Below are 19,465 nucleotides of genomic sequence, written 5' to 3' on the forward strand. Positions count from 1 at the left end.
CGTAGACATAACAGGATTAAATTGATGCCTTCCTAAGCAGTGTTAGTTTAATGAAAAATTTTTGTCGCATCAAAACGCGCCTCCCAAGAGTTACGAAGTGCAAATTCATTTGCTTTCGCAGGTATATCGTGAATACACAGTGCTAACTCAGCGAGCGATGCAATGTCATGCAACGTTTGGCTGATAAAGGTGCCTACTTCGTGCTTGCGAAACGCCATCTCTCCAAATTCCGTTGAAATCACCGGCAAGCCGAGGGCCCGATACTCATAGAACTTGATCGGATCAACAGACGCGGTCAGCTCATTTCTGATGAATGGGATCAGTCCTACATCAAAATCACGCATGGCATTTAATGCCACTTCATGATGGCACTCGGGCAGGAACTCGATGTTTCCGGGAAGGTCAATTGGTGTAGGAGTGAAAACCGGTCCGATGAGTCTAATGACATCGTCAGATCTCACTTTAGCCAAGGCAATAATCCACTCCCAATCGAACCATGCTGCAATAGTTCCAACATAGCCGAATATCTGTGTACTAGGCTCTATTGATTTTATTTTTGCGGTGGGCATGAGCGAAGCATCGAGAGCATTGGGAACTAGGTGTGCAGAGGGATGCAAACCTTCCCAGCGCTGCTTGAGACTCGTACTGGTAACCCAAAGTGAATCTACTCGTCGAACCAATCGTGCCTCGCGCTTCGCCATCGCATAACGCGATAGCCCTTTGTAGAAAGCCGGAAAATCATCCATCGCATCGTAAACAGACGGTATATCTTTCAGCCGATGCAAGACCGCAAGCGCGAGTAGGCTTGGCTTACCTATGACAAGCAATGCATCATGGTTTTTAACAAAGTGAGCCAATTCATCGAGGATTGGTCTCCAAAAAATGGCGTTGGCCCAACCTGCGCCTGGCAACGGCTCCAACGGCAATGAAAAAGGCTTAATAACTCGAATCCAATCAGGCTGCACTTGCCCATCGGGGTCTTTTGTTGAATCAAATCGCCCTATGTCGGACAAGCGAGGAAATCGAGTGGGATAGGGATCAACCCAAAGCACCTCGCCATCAGTTCTGGAGTGAAACCAGCTAGCAAATTTCTGTGGGCGTTGCGCAAAAGTCGCCCAAGGCACTGGTGATAGATAGACAAGGCGCATCAGGCGAAATGTTCTCGCAAAGTTTTCACTATCCTTTCGCTAGCAAGGCCGTCGCCATATGGGGATATTCCGCGTGCCATTTCGCCGTACGCCACCTGATCGTCCAGCAAACGCTGGGTCTCGGAGACGATACGGTCATAGTTGGTCCCCACCAACAAGACGACACCTTGGTCAATAGCTTCTGGCCGCTCAGTCTCATCACGCAATACCAGTACCGGTTTGCCTAAGGCCGGTGCTTCCTCTTGCACACCACCCGAGTCACTGATGATTAGATAAGAACGCTTCATGGCGGCAACAAAAGGCGCGTAATCTAAAGGTGCACAAAGTTGAATGTTTCGGCAATTACCGAGCATTTCATGGGCAACGTCTTTGACATTCGGATTCGGGTGAACTGGATAGAGAAATTGGACATCGACATTTTTCTCAGCAAGTGCACGCAAAGCTCGGCAAATATTTCGGAATGGCTCACCGAAGTTTTCCCTACGATGCGAAGTAACAAGAACTAAACGCTTGCTGGGATCGAGCTCAATACCGATTTCTATATCTTTGGCTGCCGTCATTAACAGTGCATCAATTACTGTATTGCCGGTTACTAAAATTTCGCCATCTGGTACCCCTTCGCGTAACAGGTTCGCTCGCGAGCCCTCAGTGGGTGCAAAGTGCCAACGTGCCAGTTTGCCGGCAATGACGCGATTTGCTTCTTCAGGAAATGGATTCTGCATATCCCAGGTACGCAAGCCGGCTTCGACATGGCCGATTGGAATTCGGTGATAAAAACAAGCCAGAGATACGGCCATTACAGTTGTGGTATCTCCTTGAACCAGTACCGCATCCGGTTTTTCTGCTTGTAGCACATCGTCCATTCCTAATAATAGACGGGCCGTCAAGGTTGTCAGGGTTTGGTTCGGACGCATGATATTCAGGTCGATATCCGGTTCGATATCGAAGAAATTCAGGACCTGATCCAGCATGTGACGGTGCTGTGCCGTAGCTAAAACCCGGACTTCTGCCCATGGTTCCTTTTTTAACGCCAAAATTACGGGTGCCATCTTGATGGCTTCAGGACGTGTTCCTACAACAGAGAGAATTTTTATTGGTTTCATATTTTATTTTCTGATGTGTAAATTTATGTTTACTCTCTCAAGAAATGGAAATTTATTTACTTCATATATTTTTATATTATCGAAGCTGTAATCTCAGGGGTACGAAAAGTGGTTAATGTATCAGGTTTTTTAATAAGTGTGTGGCTTCCACTTTCCCCATTTAGTTTCATAGTATCTTTTATTCTGATCAAACAGATCTTGCTTTTCTGTTCCTTTTAGCTTATTAAATGATGCTGATAAGTGATGATGAATAAAAACATCGTGCGCACAAACTATCGTTTTACCTATGGCTTCAACCCGACGGCAGTAATCATCATCTTCAAAGAATCCTCGTCCGAAATTCTCATCCAGTAAACCAACTTCCTCAAATATATTTCGCGGTATCATTACGCAAAAGAAAGCCGCCGTCTGGAGAGGGTAGTATTTCCCCATTTGGTTTAATGTGTAATTAAACGTAAGTGGTAGCATTTTCTTTGGTGTAGAGTAGTTGATGTTAATTTTTGCTTCGTTGCCAATATTATTAGTAACTGGTCCAATTATTCCGATAGTAGGATTAATTTGTAAATGGCGCATAAGTGTCATTAACCAGCCAGGTGTTACAACTGTGTCGTTGTTCAGCATAACCAGAAAATCGCCAGTGGCTTCTTTGAGGCCTACGTTGTTGCCAGCAGAAAAACCTAGATTTTTTTCATTTAATATAAGCTTAATATTTTTGTGCTTATTTTTGAATTCGGTTAGATAAGTTGGACTCTCATCTGTTGATGCGTTATCCACCAAAATAAGCTCGATATTAGGATAGCAAGTAAAGCGTACAAGACTGTCTAGGCATGCCTTGGTCAACTCAAGATTATTGAAGGTCAGGACCACAACACTAATTTTTGGCATTGGCAAGTCGATAGTGGCTTTAATCAACGCTTCTGCCCGATGCTCCCAAGTCTGGTCTTTAGCAAATAGTTGACGGTTGCGTTTTAACTCGTCCGAGTCGGTAGTTGCGAGGTTTTGCGAAATCATCGTAATGAATTCGTCACTAGTCCGCGCCCGCAGAACCAAATCCCCAAACTGAGCTATTTCGGGTAAATCTACACTGATCACAGGCTTGCCCGCTGCAAGGTATTCATAAACCTTTACGGGATTTGTCGCCAAAGTGAGTGGAGTAATCTTGAAAGGCAGCAGACAAACATCGAAAGCATACAAGTAGAAAGGTAACTTGGCATAAGGAACCTCCCCGATGAAGAGCACATTAGGAAGATCCTTTAGTGATTTGGATGCTTCAATGGTGTCATTACCAATGAGTAGAATAAGCGCATTAGGATGCACTAATGCCGCGTGGCGGATCAGATCGATATCGAACCACTCGGCAATCGCACCGAAGTAGCCAATGATACGACGCCCACTTGCATCCACATAGCGCTGGACAGGCTGTACAGAAAAATGAGAATACTCGCCCGCGTTGCGAACGGTTACAACGTTTTTATTATAGCCACTGGCAAAATTTTCGAGCCAACTGGATGTAACTACCACTAAATCAGACCCGCGTAGCATATCTTTCTCGATTTCAGCCAATGCTGTAGGCACACCACCAAAGCCTTCGTGGTGATCCATGCAGTCATACAGTCGAATGCTATTTGGTATATGACACACAACTGGATACCAATATGGATGCTGAACCACTGCAATGCTGGAAATTATCGCGAAATCTGACATTAATTTCGCAATGCCATGTTCTAGTTGAGATATGGCAGTCGTAGTAGGTGCTCCAAAGTAAATTGCGGGCGCACCTTTGACGCGCAGTTTGATTTGATAAATATCTAAGGATGGATCAAGTCGTTCAATTTCATAGCCATACTCATTGGAGTCCAAGAAATGGTTGCTGAGAAAAAATACCCGTTTCCCATTGCTTGAAAAACTGCGAGCCAGATGCTGGGGGCGTTGCATTCTGAAATGCCAGTCTATGACGGAAAATACGAGTACATCAGTACGTTCAACCTGAGCGCCTTCTTCCAGATTTTTCCATTTGCGATTCAAGTCCTGAACAGCGTCTAGTAACTGGTCAGATTTTTGTTGCGGAAATGAAAAAATTTTACGCAATGAGCCAATTACACCCATTGTTGCACTTCTCAGTTGATACTTTAATGAGCTCGGTAGCGGCAATGTTCGGTAAACAGAGCGTAATACCTTAATTCCATATTTTTTAAATCCGTGTTGCAGTGGTTTTTGGTCAATTCTTTGTGCCCAGTCTGAAAGTCGAATTAACTCATGGTTAATGCTGGCAACTTGGCTATCCCTCGCTTTGACTTCCTGATGGAATCTGGTTATTTGATCACCCTGTGTGCCCACTTCCATATTGAGGCTGGCGATCTGGCTATCACGGGTGGCTATTTCCTCATGAAGGCTGGCAATCTTTGCTGTCGCATCGTCTTGCACAAAGTTGCAATCGCCTAAAGTTAAGTTGAGTGATGTAAGCCATGACGATTCAGCATACACAAGAAAAATCTGATCACCACCCCAAAGCGTATCGGGAAGATGCCTGCAATCAATTACTTTAGACCAAATTAGTCGAAAACCGTTACTTAAATCAATGGGTATATTCTTTGAAAGAAATGAGTAAAAATGCTCTTCGATTAACTCTAATTCACGGTAAGGTAAAGCTAAAACTACAGCTTTCTTGGCTCGTGCACCCAATGCTTTCAGTACTTCGTACGGCTGGTGAAAATGCTCCAGCGTGTTGGATGAGAAAACGACATCATAAGAATCGGGAATCTCAGTAGCTTCCTCAAGCCAGTTTTCACTTTTGAACCTTATAGTTGGATAGCGCCTTGCCGCTTGCTCGATAGCAACCCCAGAAAAATCCACTCCCACCAATTGACCTGGATCTACAAAGCTCGCCAATACATTGGTCCCGTCACCCTGCGCGCATCCCCAGTCTGCAAGCGTTAATGATTGAAGCCTCGTTTGTTCGATTAGCCATGAGGGCATATTTTCGACGGCGAGTTGAGCGAAAAAACGGGATTGACGAGGTCCTGCGTACATTTCCCAGTCTTCTGAAAAACGGTGGTCCCAGTAGGTGCCTGAGTTGATGTTTGATAGTTTTGACATCTATGCAACTTTAACTAACTGCTCAACCGTCGGCTGGAAAATTCCAAAAAAACGCTCGTCGGCCAATGATGAAAAATAATGGGCACCCTCAAGATACTCATAATAATGAATGTCTCTGTGAAGTCGATTTTCTACTGCCGCGACCAAAAGATATTTCCCTGTTACCAGAGGGTTAACCATACGGAAGCAGACACTGAAGTGCTCCTGATTGGGCAAGCCGATGGAGTCTTGGTCGCTGGTGGTGGAGACGATAAGATCGGTTCCTTTGATATCCTTGATAGAGCAGGCAATACTAAGATGCTCACGAGGAATATCGAGCGGCACACAAACGTCAATCACCACCTCGATTGACCTGCCCCAAGTAATCACATCCCGGCGGATGCCTTGCTCATCGCATACCGATGCGCCAAGAATTACCCCTTTACGTGACCCCCAATGCGTAACCGGTCTAGTATCAAGTCGATACTTGGATGGGCTAAAGGTGGTGCCGGTGAGTTTTGGTAATTCGGTAGTTTGAAGTGCGCCTGCTTCATTCGGCGTATCCTGACCCGACACGATCTCTTCTCGTAAAGCTTGGTCTTCAGAAACTTCGTCTTTGAACATAAATTCCATGTATTTTCCGCTTACCGGAAACACATCACCGTCTTCGACGAGCCGTCCTTTGTCGAGCCAAATAGCCCGTTGGCATAGTGTGCGCACTGATCCCACGTCATGGCTCACGAAGAGGATGCTGGCCCCTCGTTCCTGAATCTCTTTGATGCGCCTCATGCACTTGGCAACGAAACGCGAATCACCAACAGCCAAGGCCTCATCGACAATCATAATATCCGGGTCGACATGGATCGCGATCGAGAATGCGAGTCGCGCGTACATGCCGCTGGAGTAGGTCTTGACTGGTTGATCAAGAAAATCACCTAATTCTGAAAAGGCCAGTACCTCATCCATCCGCTCTTCCATAGTTTCTTGTGGGAAACCCAGAATCGCTGCATTCAATAGTACGTTTTCTCGCCCAGTAAATTCGGCATTAAAGCCGGCTCCCAACTCTAGCAATGCGGCAACGCGCCCATTTGTAGTTACGGTGCCAGTAGTCGGTGAAACTGTTCCACAAATCATTTGCAGCAGTGTCGATTTTCCGCTTCCATTGCGACCAATAATTCCCACGGTTTCGCCTCGACCAATAGAAAATGAGGTATCTCGTAAGGCCCAAAATTCACGATAGAGTTGCTTGCGCCCAAATGTAAACATCTGAGCCAATCGATCTCTAGGCTTGTCATATATTTGGTAACACTTGCTAAGGCCGACGACTTGAATTGAAAAATCAGAGGACATCTGCAAATCCTTTGCGTGTTTTTTGAAACCATGCAAAGCCCATCCAAGCAACTAAGGTCGCTATAGCGATGTGTGTCCACCACATTTCCCATTGGATGCTCTTGCCCCATACCATGGTGTCACGGGTTTGCTCTATCACAAAGGTCAGTGGACTGATTTGCATTAACGGCCGATATTTTTCTGGTAATGCAGCGATCGGATAAAAAATCGGCGATAGGTACATCAGTACAGTGGTTATAACGCCGATGATTTGTGCCATATCTCGCAGATAGACTCCTAGTGATGCCAAGAACCATGACAACCCTAGTGTCATCAGAATGAGTGGAAGAATAACCAGAGGCAATTGCAGGATGGTCGCATCGGGGATTCCGAAGAACGTCAGATAAAATATTAACCACACCACCAAACCTATTAAGAAGTGAAAAGCAGCCGATCCTAGCGCAACGACAGGAAGTATCTCCAAAGGAAAAATAACTTTCTTGACGTAGTTGACGTTACTCACTATCAGGCTTGGCGCACGGTTCAGGCACTCAGAAAACAAACTGAACGCGAGTAACCCGGCAAACAGTACAAGGGCAAACTCGGTTTTGGAACCAGACCCCCCGGCCCACCGCGCCTTGAAAATCAAGCTGAAAACAAAGGTGTACACGGCCAACATCAATACCGGGTTGAAAAATGACCACAGAAGCCCCATCGCAGAACCACGATAACGACCAACCACATCACGCTTGGCCAGACTGTAAATCAGGCTTCGGTTAGCCATTAGCGATTTAAACAACCAAATGGGGGAAATAGAACGCGTTGCGTGGGGATTCATGCAGGCAGTATCTTTGGTAAAGAAAGGAAAATGCCGCAGATGCTTTTCAGTATATCGGGCTTTAGAAGGAGGCCCTCAGGCCTTTGGGGAAGCGAGGAACACATTTCGATTAAGCGTCTTTCTAGGGATAATCTCGATCAAGTGCTAACCTAATATGAGCGCTTATTTCTATGCGTTCAGATTAGGTGGTATTTAATATTTAGGTGATTTTTATACAAAACGCTAATTAGCAACGCGTGGTGCTAATCGTGGAGCTAATGGTGCTGTAGGATGTTTCAAGTCGTCCTTGTTTCCTTTTGCACGCCATTGATATTGCTCAATTTGGCGGAAGCGGTGAGATTCGAACTCACGGATAGTTTCCCATCGCCGGTTTTCAAGACCGGTGCAATCGACCACTCTGCCACGCTTCCTTGCTTGTGATTCTAACCTTTGTACCTATACCTAGGTTACAAAACGTACTCCATTTAGGGGACGTCTAAAACGCATGCATCGCCCAGTGCGTCACGCCATACGCGTACGCGGCTTACTGGTGGGCGTACGTCGGCTAACTGTGTTGCGATGAAAGTGCACAGGTTCTCTAGTGTGGGTGTACCTAGGTCGGGCACTTCATCTAGAAAATGGTGGTCTAGCTGTTCGCGCACGCCTTCCAGGCGCAGGCGTAGAAAGCCCAAATCCAGCACCATGCTGTTTTCCGGGTCGCGCGGGCCGCTCACGCTGACCTCGGCGTGGTAGGTGTGGCCGTGGATCCGGCGACTGCCTGCGGTCTCGATCTCGCGTTGCAGAGTGTGGGCCGCGTCAAAGTAAAAGCGTTGGCTAATGGTGTACAGCATGGATTAGCCGATGGGTTAGCGGATGTGGGTGATCTTGTGGGTCTGCAGACTCAGGCGCCAGGCGGGGTGCTGCATGCAGGTGTCTATGCACAGGGCGATGTTGGCCGCTTGCTCTGGACCATCCATGGGCTGTAAGAAGCGGTGGCTGAACTGCCCGGTGCGGGCGAGCGTGGCCAAGTCCAGGCCGGGCTGAGGCCACACCACTTTGAGCTCTTGCCCTTGCCGCTGGATCCAGGGGGCACCGGCTTTGGGGCTGATGCACAGCCAGTCTATGCCGTCTGGCGCGAGCACGGTGCCGTTGCTTTCTACCGCGATGCGAAAACCGCGTGCATGCAGGGCGGCTACCAGGGTGGTATCTACTTGCAGCAGGGGCTCACCTCCGGTGAGTACGGTGAGGCGGTGGTGGGTGTCGCCTGCCGGCCATTGGGCGGCGATTTGGTCGGCCAGCGCATCTGCGTCGGCAAATTTGCCGCCCAGAGTGCCGTCGGTGCCCACAAAGTCGGTATCGCAAAAACGGCAGACGGCAGTGGCACGGTCGCTTTCGCGGCCGGTCCAGAGGTTGCAACCGGCGAAGCGGCAGAACACGGCGGGGCTGCCGGCCTGGCCGCCTTCGCCTTGCAGGGTGTAGAAAATTTCTTTGACGCTATAGGTCATGGGGAAACGCCGTTGTAAGCGGCGTGGAGCTAGCTAAGCCCTAGATTTTACTGGGCCAGCATTCCCTTGGTTTCGATGAAGGCCACCACCTCGGCCAGCCCGGTCAGGGTTTTAAGGTTGGTCATCACAAACGGCTTGAGGCCCTGGGCATTGGTACGCATGCGACGGGTGTCGGATTCCATCACGTCCAGGTTCGCGCCCACGTGCGGGGCCAGGTCGGTTTTGTTGATGACGAACAGGTCGCTCTTGGTGATGCCGGGGCCGCCTTTGCGGGGGATTTTTTCGCCTGCGGCCACGTCGATGACGTAGATGGTGAGGTCGCTGAGTTCGGGGCTGAAGGTGGCGGCCAGGTTGTCGCCGCCGCTCTCGATGAACACGATGTCGGCATTGGGGTGCTCGACCAGCATGCGGTCAATGGCTTCCAGGTTGATGGAGCAGTCCTCGCGGATGGCCGTGTGCGGGCAGCCGCCGGTTTCCACGCCCATGATGCGCTCGGCAGGCAGGGCGCCGCTGACGGTCAGGATGCGCTGGTCTTCCTTGGTGTAGATGTCGTTGGTGATGGCCACCAGGTCGTATTTTTCGCGCATGGCTTTGCACAGCATTTCCAGCAGTGTGGTTTTGCCGGAACCCACCGGGCCGCCGATACCGACGCGCAGCGGGGGGAGTTTTTTGGTGCGGTGGGCGATGTGGTGCAGAGTGGACATGGTATTTTGCTATAGAAAAAAGAGCTGCTTGTGCTTATGTAATAAGCGCTAGGACCTGAAAAGCCTTGAATATTGCACTTCGTGCTGGCTGCTCAGAATGACCAGCATGGGCGAAAATGCCTGGCGCTGGCTGTCGGGAAGCTGGGTGGCGCGGTCTACTGCGGCGGGAATGTCGGCGGCCAGGCGCGCCAGAATCCGCTGCCCGGCGCTTTGGCCCAGCGGCACCGATTTGATGGCCGACTGGGTCATGTTCTCGGCCCAGCCAAAGGCGTAGGCCAGCAGGCAGTCGCGCAGCGGGGCCTGGGTGGCGGAGGCGGCCAGGGCGTAGGCGATTGGGTAGGTGGGCTGCATCTGGGCGCAGGCCGCTATCTGCTGGCTTGATGCGGTGTGATGGTTGCGCAGCCACTCCAGTAGCGAACGGCCCATCTGTTCGGTCTGGGCGCGCAGTTCGCTGGTTTCGCGGGTTTGCAGTACCCAGGCGTTGAGCTCGGCCACATGATCTACATCGCCGCGCCGCCAGGCGGGAATGGCTTTGGCGATGGCGGCCAGGTCGCCCCGGGTCAACGCCAGGTGCAGTTGGTCGATCAGCCAGTCGGATGCTGCACTTTCTGTAGCTACTCCCGCCCGGTCTACGGCCGCTTCCAGCCCTTCGGAGTAAGAAAATCCGCCCACTGGTAAGGCCGGCGATGCCAACCAGATCAGCTGCAGCAGGCTGGGCGTGGCCGATTCTGATGGACTGGCGGCGTGGCTAACGGCTCGGGCTGGGCGGCGGCGGACCGGCGGCACCAGCGGGCGGACTCTGTGCACCGACATGGGATCAGTGGGAATGGCCGTGCCCGTGGTTGGGGTCGTGCCCGCAGCCAGGGCCATGGACGTGGGGGGCGGCTTTGACCGGAATGGATACGGGCTTCGGTGCCGGATGTTCGTGGCCATGGCTGTGTCCGCCCGCCGCGTAGGCACCGCCTTCGGGCTCAAACGCAACCGTGGCTTCCACCACCGTCAAATGCATGGCGCGCAGCATGTCTGCTAGCACGTGGTCGGGTTCGATCTTCAGGTGGTCGGGCTGCAGCTCGATCGGCACATGGCGGTTGCCCAGGTGGTATGCGGCGCGGGTCAGGTCGAAAGGAGTGCCGTGTCCGTGGACCGTGATGACCAGCACCGGCTGGGGGGCCGCCACCACCTGGACCAGGGAGCCGTCTTCCACCACCAGCACATCGCCGCCGCGCACCAGCGTGCCGCGCGGCAAGAATACGCCAAGCTGGCGGCCCAGGGAGTCGGTGGCATCGAAGCGGCTTTTTTGGCGTACGTTCCAGTCCAGTTCGACGGTGCTGCCACGTTTGAGCAGGGCAGGGGCCAGGCCTTTGCCTTGGGGGATGAGTTTGGAGGTTTGGAGCATTAGAAGAGAAAGTAGCGTTGTGACATCGGCAAGCTTACCGCCGCTTCGCACGTCAGCAGCACCCCATCCGCCCGCACGCTGTAGGTTTGCGCGTCGATCTCCATCTTTGGCAGATAGCTGTTGTGCACCATGTGCTGCTTGCGCACGGCGCGGATGTCTTTCACGGCGCTCAAAGTCTTGGCTAGGCCGAAGCGTTCCTTGATGCCGCCGGTCAGCCCGGCTTGCGACACAAAGGTCAGCGAGCCGCGCGCCAGTGCCGTGCCGTACGCGCCAAACATGGGGCGGTAGTGCACCGGCTGGGGCGTGGGGATGCTGGCATTGGGGTCGCCCATGGCGGCCATAGCGATGAAGCCGCCTTTCAGGATGAGTGCGGGTTTCACGCCGAAGAAGGCCGGTTTCCACACCACCAGGTCGGCCCATTTGCCCACCTCGATGCTGCCCACCTCGTGGCTGATGCCGTGGGCCAGCGCCGGGTTGATGGTGTACTTGGCCACATAGCGCTTGGCGCGGAAGTTGTCGTTGCGTGAGGAATCCTCTGGCAGCGAGCCGCGCTGGGCCTTCATCTTGTGCGCCGTCTGCCAGGTGCGCAGAATCACCTCGCCGACGCGGCCCATGGCCTGGCTGTCGCTGCTCATCATGCTGATGGCACCCAGGTCGTGCAGCACGTCTTCGGCGGCAATGGTTTCCTTGCGGATGCGGCTTTCGGCAAAGGCCAGGTCTTCGGGGATGCTGGCATCCAGGTGGTGGCAAACCATCAGCATGTCCACGTGCTCGTCCAGCGTGTTCACGGTGTAGGGCATGGTGGGGTTGGTGCTGCTAGGTAAAAAGTTCGCCTCGCCCACCACCCGCAAGATGTCCGGGGCGTGCCCGCCGCCCGCGCCTTCGGTGTGGAAGGCGCACAGGCCGCGGCCCTTGGTGGCGGCAATGGTGTTTTCCACAAAGCCGCTCTCATTCAGCGTGTCGGAGTGGATGGCCACCTGCACGTCTTCCAGCTCGGCCACGTCCAGGCAGTTGCTGATGGCGGCGGGGGTGGTGCCCCAGTCTTCGTGCAGCTTCAGGCCGATCACGCCCGCGTCAATCTGCTCGTGCAGCGCGGCGGGCAGGCTGGCGTTGCCCTTGCCCAGAAAACCCAGGTTCATGGGGAAGGCATCGGCCGCCTGCAACATGCGCTCGATGTTCCAGGGGCCGGGCGTGCAGGTGGTGGCAAAAGTGCCGGTGGCCGGGCCCGTGCCGCCGCCCAGCATGGTGGTCACACCGCTGGCCAGGGCTTCCTCGATTTGCTGTGGGCAGATGAAATGGATGTGGCTGTCGATGCCGCCTGCGGTGACGATGTTGCCCTCGCAGCTGATGATCTCGGTGCCGGGGCCGATGATGATGTCCACGCCTGGCTGCACGTCGGGGTTGCCCGCCTTGCCTATCGCCACAATGCGGCCATCTTTGAGGCCAATGTCAGCCTTGACGATGCCCCAGTGGTCCAGGATCAGCGCGTTGGTCATCACACAGTCCACCGCGCCTTCGGAGCGCATTTTTTGTGATTGCGCCATGCCGTCGCGGATGGTCTTGCCGCCGCCAAACTTGACTTCTTCACCGTAGGCACCGGCCAGCAATGTGTAGTCTTTTTCGACCTCGATCAGCAGGTCGGTATCGGCCAGGCGGACCCGGTCGCCGGTGGTGGGCCCAAATATTTCAGCGTAAGCGCGTCGTCCAATTGTTACCATCAGAGTTTCCCTTGCACTAAACCGCGAAATCCATACACCGTGCGGTCGCCCGCGTAATCCACCAGTTCCACCGTGCGCTGCTGGCCGGGCTCGAAGCGCACCGCGCTGCCCGACGCAATATTCAGCCGCATGCCATGGGCTGCAGCCCGGTCAAAACCCAGCGCGCCATTGGTCTCGGCAAAGTGGTAGTGGCTGCCCACCTGGATGGGCCGGTCTGCCGTGTTGTTGACCACCAGGGTGACGCTGCGCCGCCCGGTGTTCAGCGGGTGCTCGCCCTCGTCTACCAGCAGTTCGCCGGGGGTCATTTGCCGCCCCGGTCGCGCCACACGGCCCAGGCCGACACCCCCGCCAAAGCCGCCAGCACGCAATAGCCCACGGCATCCGACGCGTGCCAGTGCGGGCCGCTCAGGCCGGGAATATCATGGCCAAATGCGGTGCTAGCGCATATAAAACCTGCGCAGGCAGCTATCAATTTAGTAGTTTTCATGCGGGCTCACAAAATGGGTTGATGGACTGTCACCAGCTTGGTGCCGTCTGGAAAGGTGGCTTCCACCTGGATGTCGGGAATCATCTCGGCGATGCCGTCCATCACGTCGGCGCGGGTCAGGATGTTGCGGCCTGCGCTCATCAGCTGGGCCACGCTCTGGCCGTCGCGCGCACCTTCCATCACCGCCGCGCTGATGAAGGCGATGGCTTCGGGGTAGTTCAGCTTCAGGCCCCGGGCTTTGCGCCGCTCGGCCAGCAGGGCAGCGGTGAAGATCAGCAGCTTGTCTTTTTCTCGGGGCGTGAGTTCCATGGAGGCTCGCTAGTTGTGACTTATTGCACGCATTATTAAGCAAGCCGTATGCCTTGGGCCTACGCCAAATGGCGCACAAGCTTGGTGCATCACTGGGCATAAAAGCTGCGAAGATCCCACAGTGACCGATTCCGACCTTACTCCCCTGTCTCCCCTGAACGACGCCCCCCAGCAGGTGGTGAAGATCCGGCGCGACTACAACAGCTGGGTGGCCAGCGAGACCCTGGAGGACTACGCCCTGCGCTTTGCCCCACAGCGCTTTCGCAAATGGTCCGAGTGGCGGGTGGCCAACACGGCTTTCGGCGCGGCTTCGTTTTTGATTCTGGAGGCCGTGGGTGCCACCTTGCTGGTGCAGCACGGCTTTGTGAACGCCTTCTGGGCGATTGTGGCCACCGGGCTGATCATCTTTCTGGCCGGGCTGCCCATCAGCATCTACGCCGCCCGCTGCGGGGTGGACATGGATTTGCTCACGCGCGGCGCGGGCTTTGGCTACATCGGCTCCACGCTCACTTCGCTGATCTACGCGTCCTTCACCTTCATCTTTTTCGCGCTGGAGGCCGCAGTGATGGCCTACGCGCTGGACCTTTCGCTGGGCATACCGCCGCGCTGGGGTTATCTGATTTGCGCGCTGGTGGTGATTCCGCTGGTCACGCGCGGCGTATCCATGATCAGCCGCCTGCAGGTCTGGACCCAGTCGCTGTGGCTGGTGCTGCTGGTGGTGCCGTTTGCTTACGTGTGGATGCGCGAACCCGGCGCGTTTGCCGGGGTGTTGCACTACGGCGGGGTGGCCGGGCATGCGGATACGTTCAACCTGCTGTCCTTCGGCGCGGCGCTCACCGTGGGCATTGCGCTGATCACCCAGATGGGCGAGCAGGCCGACTACCTGCGCTTCATGCCCGCCTACACCCCGGCCACGCGCCGCCGCTGGTGGCTGGGCGTGCTGGCGGGCGGGCCGGGCTGGGTGCTGCTGGGCGTGCTGAAGATGCTGGGCGGCGCGCTGCTGGCCTACCTGGCCATCACCCACATGGTGCCGCCCGAGCGCGCGGTCGACCCCAACCAGATGTACCTGGCGGCCTATGAATACGTGTTTCCGCAGTACGGCTGGGCGGTGGCGGCCACGGCCTTGTTTGTGGTGCTGTCGCAGCTGAAGATCAACGTCACCAATGCCTACGCCGGGTCGCTGGCCTGGTCCAACTTTTTCTCGCGCATCACGCACAGCCATCCGGGCCGGGTGGTGTGGGTGGTGTTCAACACACTGATCGCCTTCATGCTGATGGAGATGAACGTGTTCGAGGCGCTGGGCGACGTGCTGGGGCTGTACTCCAACCTCGCCATCGCCTGGATCATGACGGTGGTGGCCGACCTGGTCATCAACAAGCCGCTGGGCCTGTCGCCGCCGGGCATCGAGTTCAAGCGCGCGTATCTGTATGACATTAACCCGGTGGGCGTGGGCGCGATGGGTCTGGCCTCCACCTTGTCGATGCTGGCCTACCTGGGTCTGTTCGGGCCGATGGCGCAGGCGTTTTCGGCCCTGATCGCCCTGGGCACGGCCATGGTTGCCTCGCCCTTTTTGGCCTGGTGGACTAAGGGCCGTTACTACATCGCCCGGGGGCCCCAGTCGGATTGGAAAGGCATCACCCAGCCGATGGTTGACGACACTTACCAGCGCCTGCGCGTGCAGCGCTGCGTGATTTGCGAGCGCGAGTACGAAGCGCCCGACATGGCCCATTGCCCCGCCTACCAGGGCGCGATCTGCTCGCTGTGCTGCACGCTGGATGCGCGCTGTGGCGACTTGTGCAAACCCCAGGCCAGCCTGAAAGTGCAGTGGGCCGCGGCCATGCGCTGGCTCTTGCCCCAGCGCGCCTGGCCGTACCTGGAAACCGGTTTGGCGCACTTCATTTTGCTGATGCTGGTGGTGGTGCCGATTTTGGCCGCGCTGTTTGGATTGCTATACTTTCAAGAGCTACAGGCGTTGGTGCAGTCTGCGGTAGAGGTTGATTTCGATCCAAGTTCTGCACTGCGCTCGGGTTTCGTCAAAGCCTATATGGCCCTGGTGCTGATGGCCTGCATCGTGGCCTGGTGGTTTGTGCTGGCGCACAAGAGCCGCCAGGTGGCGCAGGAAGAATCCAACCGCCAAACCCATTTGTTGCAACGCGAAATCGCCTCGCACGCGCAGACAGACAAGGCCCTGCAAGCCGCCAAACTGGTGGCCGACCAGGCCCGCGCTATCGCAGAGCAAGCCAAGCTCGCGGCCGACCACGCCAACCTGGCCAAAAGCCGCTACATTAGCGCCATCAGCCACGAGTTGCGCACGCCGCTCAACAGTATCCTGGGCTACGCGCAGCTCATGGGCGAAGACAGCAGCGTGCCACCGCACCGCCAGCAGGCCATCGGCGTGATCAAGCGCGGCGGCGAGCATTTGCTGTCGCTGATTGAAGGCACGCTGGACATCGCCCGCATCGAATCCGGCAAATTGACGCTGGCGACCCGGCCCATGCCGTTTGCCGACCTGCTGCACGAAATGGCCGAGATGTTCGAACCCCAGGCCCGCGCCAAGGGTCTGCAGTTCCACTTCGACCCGCAGGGCGTGCTGCCCGAGCAGGTGCGCGCCGACGAAAAGCGCCTGCGCCAGATCCTTATCAACCTGCTGGGCAATGCCATCAAGTTCACCGCCACGGGCCGGGTGCGCCTGCGCGCCCGCTACGCGCTGGAGATGGCCTTCATCGAGATCGAAGACACCGGCCCCGGCATGCACGCTGACGAGCTGGCCCAGGTGTTCGAGCCGTTTGAGCGTGGGGCTTCCCAAACCACCAGCTCCGGCAGTGGCGGCGCCGGTTTGGGCCTGACCATCGCCAAAATGCTCACCGACCTGATGGGCGGCGAGATGACCGTAGTCAGCACGCCCGGCAGCGGCTCGGTGTTCCGCGTCAAGCTTTTCCTGCCCGAAATCCACGGTGCCGACCTCAAAACCGTGCAGCGTACCGCTCCGCGCCTGCGCCGCGCCTACCTCGGCCCGCGCCGCAAGCTGCTGGTGGTGGACAACGAAGACCCCGACCGCGAGCTGCTGGTGCAGTTGTTGCAGCCTCTGGGCTTTGAAGTGCGCACCGCCGCCAGCGGCCACGACGCGCTCGACCTGCTGGCTGCCGGTTACCAGCCGGATGCCGTGCTGATGGACTTGGCCATGCCGGGTATCGACGGCTGGGAAACCATACGTCGCCTCCGGGCCGATGGGCACAGAGATACCAACGTGGCCATCGTCTCCGCCAATGCCTTCGACAAAGGCCTGGACAACGATGTCGGCATCCGCGTGGACGACTTCATCACCAAACCTGTGCGCCACAGCGAGCTGCTGGACTGGCTGGAGCGCCGCCTGCAGCTCCAGTGGGTGGATGCGCCCGCCGTGGCCGCGCCGCCGCCGCCCGCGCCGGTGCTGCGCGTCTGGCCCGACGTGGCCCGGCTGCAGGCGCTGCGCCAGGTGGCCGAACTGGGCTTTTACCGGGGTATCCTCAACCAGTTGGCCGCGCTGGAACATGCGCAGCCCGAATGCCGGGGCTTGGCGCAGGAAGTGCGCACCCTGGCCCAACAATTCCAGTTTGAAGCCATCGGTCGCCTGCTGGCCCAGGCACCCGCCAGCCCCGATACCACCCATGCTCCCTGAACCCGAAGCCATCCTCGACCGCAGCAACTCCGACGTGGTGCTCATCGTTGATGACGTGCCCGACAACCTGGCCGTGCTGCACGACGCGCTGGACGAATCCGGCTACACCGTGCTGGTGGCCACCCGCGGCGAAACCGCCTTGCAGCGCGCCGCCCAGGCCCTGCCCGACATCGTGCTGCTTGACGCCATGATGCCCGGTATGGACGGCTTCGAAGTGGCCCGCCGCCTCAAGGCCAACCCGGCCACCGCCCACATTCCCATCATCTTCATGACCGGCCTGACCGAGACCGAGCACCTGGTGGCCGCGCTGGAGGCGGGCGGGGTGGACTACGTCACCAAGCCCATCAAGCCCAAAGAGGTGATGGCCCGCATGAACGTGCACCTGCAAAGCGCCCGCCGCGCCCGCCAGCAGGTGCACCAGGCCGGCCAGGCCCGCAACGCGCTGGACGCCTTCGGCTACGCCAGCATCACCGTGCGCGCCAGCGACGGCAAGCTGATGTGGCAAACCCCGCTGGCCCGCGACCTGCTGCGCGACTACTTCGGCACCAGCGCACCCCAGGCGCCCAAGCTGGTAGTGGACTGGCTACAGCAACATTTACCCGCCGCCCAGCAGCAAATCGAACCCCCGCGCCTGAGCGTGGAGCAGGGCGCGCGCCGCCTGAGCTTTCGCCTGCACCAGCAAACCGGCGACGGAGAGGGCGGTGGCGATTGGCTGATCGTCATGCGCGAGGTGTCCGACGCGGCGGTCATCGAGGCCATGAGTCTGAGCTTCAAGCTCACCACCCGCGAAGCCGAGGTGCTGTACTGGGTGGTCAAGGGCAAAACCAACCGCGACATCGGCGAGATTCTGGGTAGCAGCCCGGCCACGGTAAAGAAGCACCTGGAGCGCGTCTACGTGAAGATGGGGGTCGAAACCCGCACCGCCGCCGCCGGGGTAGCCATGACCAAGATCCGGCAACTGCACCCGCAGTTTGAAGGCTGAGCGGGTTAGGGTTTGGTGGTCAGCCGGTCCACCATCGCCTTGATGGCCGCCATTTGCACGCCTGCCTTGGTGGCGTAGGCCGGGCCGGTGTAGCCCACCCAGTCCCAGCAACCTTTGGGGTTGAACGGCAGGTTGGAGGCGTTGACCTGCGGATACAGCACCAGCATCTGGTTGCTGTCGGCCCAGTTGTTGTAGCCGGTATCGGTGTAGAACTCGTTCCCCACCACTTTGGCCGACTGCTCGCAGCCGTGCAGGGCCACATGGACCTTGCAACTGCTGCCCGCCTGGCTGCAGGACTTGGGGACGTAGAGGTAGGCATCGTCGGCCAGGCCCGAGCTTGCGCTGGCAAATTCACGCTGGTTAAAGGCCACGATGTTGCCGCTCAGGGTTTTGGCGGCGGGCAGCAGCTTGCCGTAAATCTGTTGCAGCAAAGCACCCGCCTGGTCGTACCCCGTTCCCTGCACCGCGCAGTGGCTGATGTACGGTGCGGCATTGGCCGGGCAGGCATTGCCAAATTTCGGGGTGATCAGCGCGTGGCCCGAGGGGACGTTGTTGACGTAGCGGATGCTGGCATCCGGCACCTCGGCCAGTTTGAAAAATCCTACGGTGGCATCCACTGCCTGCTGGTAGACCACGGTGTCTTTGGTGCCGCTGAAAACGTAAATCTGCTGGTTTTTCAGCCCGGCCAGCGGGTCAATCTCTCCGGCGCTGGCCAGCGCCTGGGCCGCACTCCACATCACCTGCGGGTTGGGTGGCATGAAGGGCACCATACCCATGCAAATGGCGGCCGCGCTGTAGCCCAAGACCCCGGCGCAGTAGTACGGCCCACCGGCGACGATGCCCGCCCCCTTGACCGAAGCCGAGAACGCCACCTGGTACTGCACGGCCATGAAGGCCCCAGACGACAAGCCGGACACCGATGTCTGCCCTGGGTCGCCGTGGAGCGCCGGCAAGGGAGCCGCCGCCTCGGCGGTGCCGCCCAAGGCAGCCCATAAGGACACGGCACAGAGCAGGGGAAACACGCGTGGAGAAGCCATAGAAACCTCCGTAGGTAGTTCGCCAAAACTGTTTACTTTTGGTTTTAGTTTATGCTGCACTGACCTTGCCCCTGGAATCCGTATCCCATAACCGAGCTCATGAGTTGGCTTGCTTGGGCTGATTCGCAAGCCAGTTCTGCTCGAACTGCACCGGGCTGACATAGTCCAGCGTCGAATGCAGTCGAGTCCGGTTATAC

At 56.6% G+C, this 19,465-nt stretch carries 17 protein-coding genes and 1 tRNA gene; 2 read left to right on the forward strand and 16 right to left on the reverse strand.

What is annotated here, in order from left to right:
• Positions 1–47: 47 nt before the first annotated feature.
• From Q0T48_RS06535 to Q0T48_RS06605, 15 genes are all read right to left on the reverse strand, one after another.
• The gene (locus tag Q0T48_RS06535) at positions 48–1,148 is read right to left on the reverse strand and encodes a glycosyl transferase (RefSeq protein WP_295954056.1); all 1,101 of its coding nucleotides are present in this window, start codon (positions 1,146–1,148) and stop codon (positions 48–50) included.
• Positions 1,148–2,251, reverse strand: coding sequence for a UDP-N-acetylglucosamine 2-epimerase (non-hydrolyzing) (wecB, locus tag Q0T48_RS06540; RefSeq protein WP_366887938.1), 1,104 nt, complete (start codon positions 2,249–2,251; stop codon positions 1,148–1,150). Before wecB ends, Q0T48_RS06535 begins: the two co-directional genes overlap by 1 nt.
• 129 nt (positions 2,252–2,380) lie before the next feature.
• Positions 2,381–5,347, reverse strand: coding sequence for a glycosyltransferase (locus tag Q0T48_RS06545; protein ID WP_295954058.1), 2,967 nt, complete (start codon positions 5,345–5,347; stop codon positions 2,381–2,383).
• Positions 5,348–6,676 (reverse strand): ABC transporter ATP-binding protein, encoded by a 1,329-nt coding sequence (locus tag Q0T48_RS06550; protein WP_295954060.1) that lies wholly within the window; start codon positions 6,674–6,676, stop codon positions 5,348–5,350. It lies immediately after the preceding gene.
• Positions 6,666–7,493, reverse strand: a complete 828-nt coding sequence (locus Q0T48_RS06555) for an ABC transporter permease (protein WP_295954063.1) — start codon at positions 7,491–7,493, stop codon at positions 6,666–6,668. Before Q0T48_RS06555 ends, Q0T48_RS06550 begins: the two co-directional genes overlap by 11 nt.
• A 322-nt stretch (positions 7,494–7,815) precedes the next feature.
• Positions 7,816–7,903 (reverse strand) — tRNA-Ser (locus Q0T48_RS06560).
• Positions 7,904–7,957: 54 nt separating this feature from the next.
• On the reverse strand, positions 7,958–8,323 hold the full coding sequence (locus Q0T48_RS06565) for a 6-carboxytetrahydropterin synthase (RefSeq protein WP_295954066.1): 366 nt from the start codon (positions 8,321–8,323) through the stop codon (positions 7,958–7,960).
• 15 nt (positions 8,324–8,338) lie between these two features.
• A complete protein-coding gene (gene queE / locus Q0T48_RS06570) occupies positions 8,339–8,977 on the reverse strand; it encodes a 7-carboxy-7-deazaguanine synthase (RefSeq protein WP_295954068.1) in 639 nt (212 codons plus the stop codon).
• 47 nt (positions 8,978–9,024) lie between these two features.
• Entirely contained in the window at positions 9,025–9,681 is a 657-nt protein-coding gene (gene ureG, locus Q0T48_RS06575; RefSeq protein WP_295954070.1) for an urease accessory protein UreG, read from the reverse strand.
• Positions 9,682–9,729: 48 nt separating this feature from the next.
• Positions 9,730–10,494: an urease accessory UreF family protein gene (locus tag Q0T48_RS06580; RefSeq protein ID WP_295954072.1), complete on the reverse strand. Its 765-nt coding sequence runs from the start codon at positions 10,492–10,494 to the stop codon at positions 9,730–9,732.
• 4 nt (positions 10,495–10,498) lie between these two features.
• Entirely contained in the window at positions 10,499–11,077 is a 579-nt protein-coding gene (gene ureE / locus Q0T48_RS06585; protein ID WP_295954075.1) for an urease accessory protein UreE, read from the reverse strand.
• Positions 11,077–12,795, reverse strand: coding sequence for an urease subunit alpha (gene ureC, locus Q0T48_RS06590; protein WP_295954078.1), 1,719 nt, complete (start codon positions 12,793–12,795; stop codon positions 11,077–11,079). Before ureC ends, ureE begins: the two co-directional genes overlap by 1 nt.
• Complete coding sequence (locus Q0T48_RS06595; RefSeq protein ID WP_295954080.1) at positions 12,795–13,100, reverse strand: urease subunit beta; 306 nt, start codon at positions 13,098–13,100, stop codon at positions 12,795–12,797. Before Q0T48_RS06595 ends, ureC begins: the two co-directional genes overlap by 1 nt.
• Positions 13,097–13,282 carry a hypothetical protein gene (locus Q0T48_RS06600; RefSeq protein ID WP_295954083.1) on the reverse strand — a complete coding sequence of 62 codons (186 nt, stop codon included), beginning with the start codon at positions 13,280–13,282 and terminating at the stop codon, positions 13,097–13,099. The genes Q0T48_RS06595 and Q0T48_RS06600 overlap by 4 nt, the downstream gene beginning before the upstream one ends.
• Before the next feature lie 6 nt (positions 13,283–13,288).
• Complete coding sequence (locus Q0T48_RS06605) at positions 13,289–13,591, reverse strand: urease subunit gamma (RefSeq protein ID WP_295954086.1); 303 nt, start codon at positions 13,589–13,591, stop codon at positions 13,289–13,291.
• A gap of 121 nt (positions 13,592–13,712) precedes the next feature.
• On the opposite strand from Q0T48_RS06605, the gene Q0T48_RS06610 reads away from it, so the two are divergent.
• Both Q0T48_RS06610 and Q0T48_RS06615 read left to right on the forward strand, forming a co-directional pair.
• Positions 13,713–17,249 (forward strand): ATP-binding protein, encoded by a 3,537-nt coding sequence (locus tag Q0T48_RS06610; RefSeq protein ID WP_295954088.1) that lies wholly within the window; start codon positions 13,713–13,715, stop codon positions 17,247–17,249.
• Positions 17,239–18,231, forward strand: coding sequence for a response regulator transcription factor (locus Q0T48_RS06615; RefSeq protein ID WP_295954091.1), 993 nt, complete (start codon positions 17,239–17,241; stop codon positions 18,229–18,231). Before Q0T48_RS06610 ends, Q0T48_RS06615 begins: the two co-directional genes overlap by 11 nt.
• A gap of 5 nt (positions 18,232–18,236) precedes the next feature.
• On the opposite strand, the gene Q0T48_RS06620 is transcribed toward Q0T48_RS06615, so the two are convergent.
• Complete coding sequence (locus Q0T48_RS06620) at positions 18,237–19,268, reverse strand: PHB depolymerase family esterase (RefSeq protein WP_295954093.1); 1,032 nt, start codon at positions 19,266–19,268, stop codon at positions 18,237–18,239.
• Positions 19,269–19,465: the final 197 nt, after the last annotated feature.

The sequence above is a fragment of the Rhodoferax sp. genome (assembly GCF_025354435.1).
In the GTDB taxonomy this organism is placed as follows: domain Bacteria; phylum Pseudomonadota; class Gammaproteobacteria; order Burkholderiales; family Burkholderiaceae_C; genus Rhodoferax_B.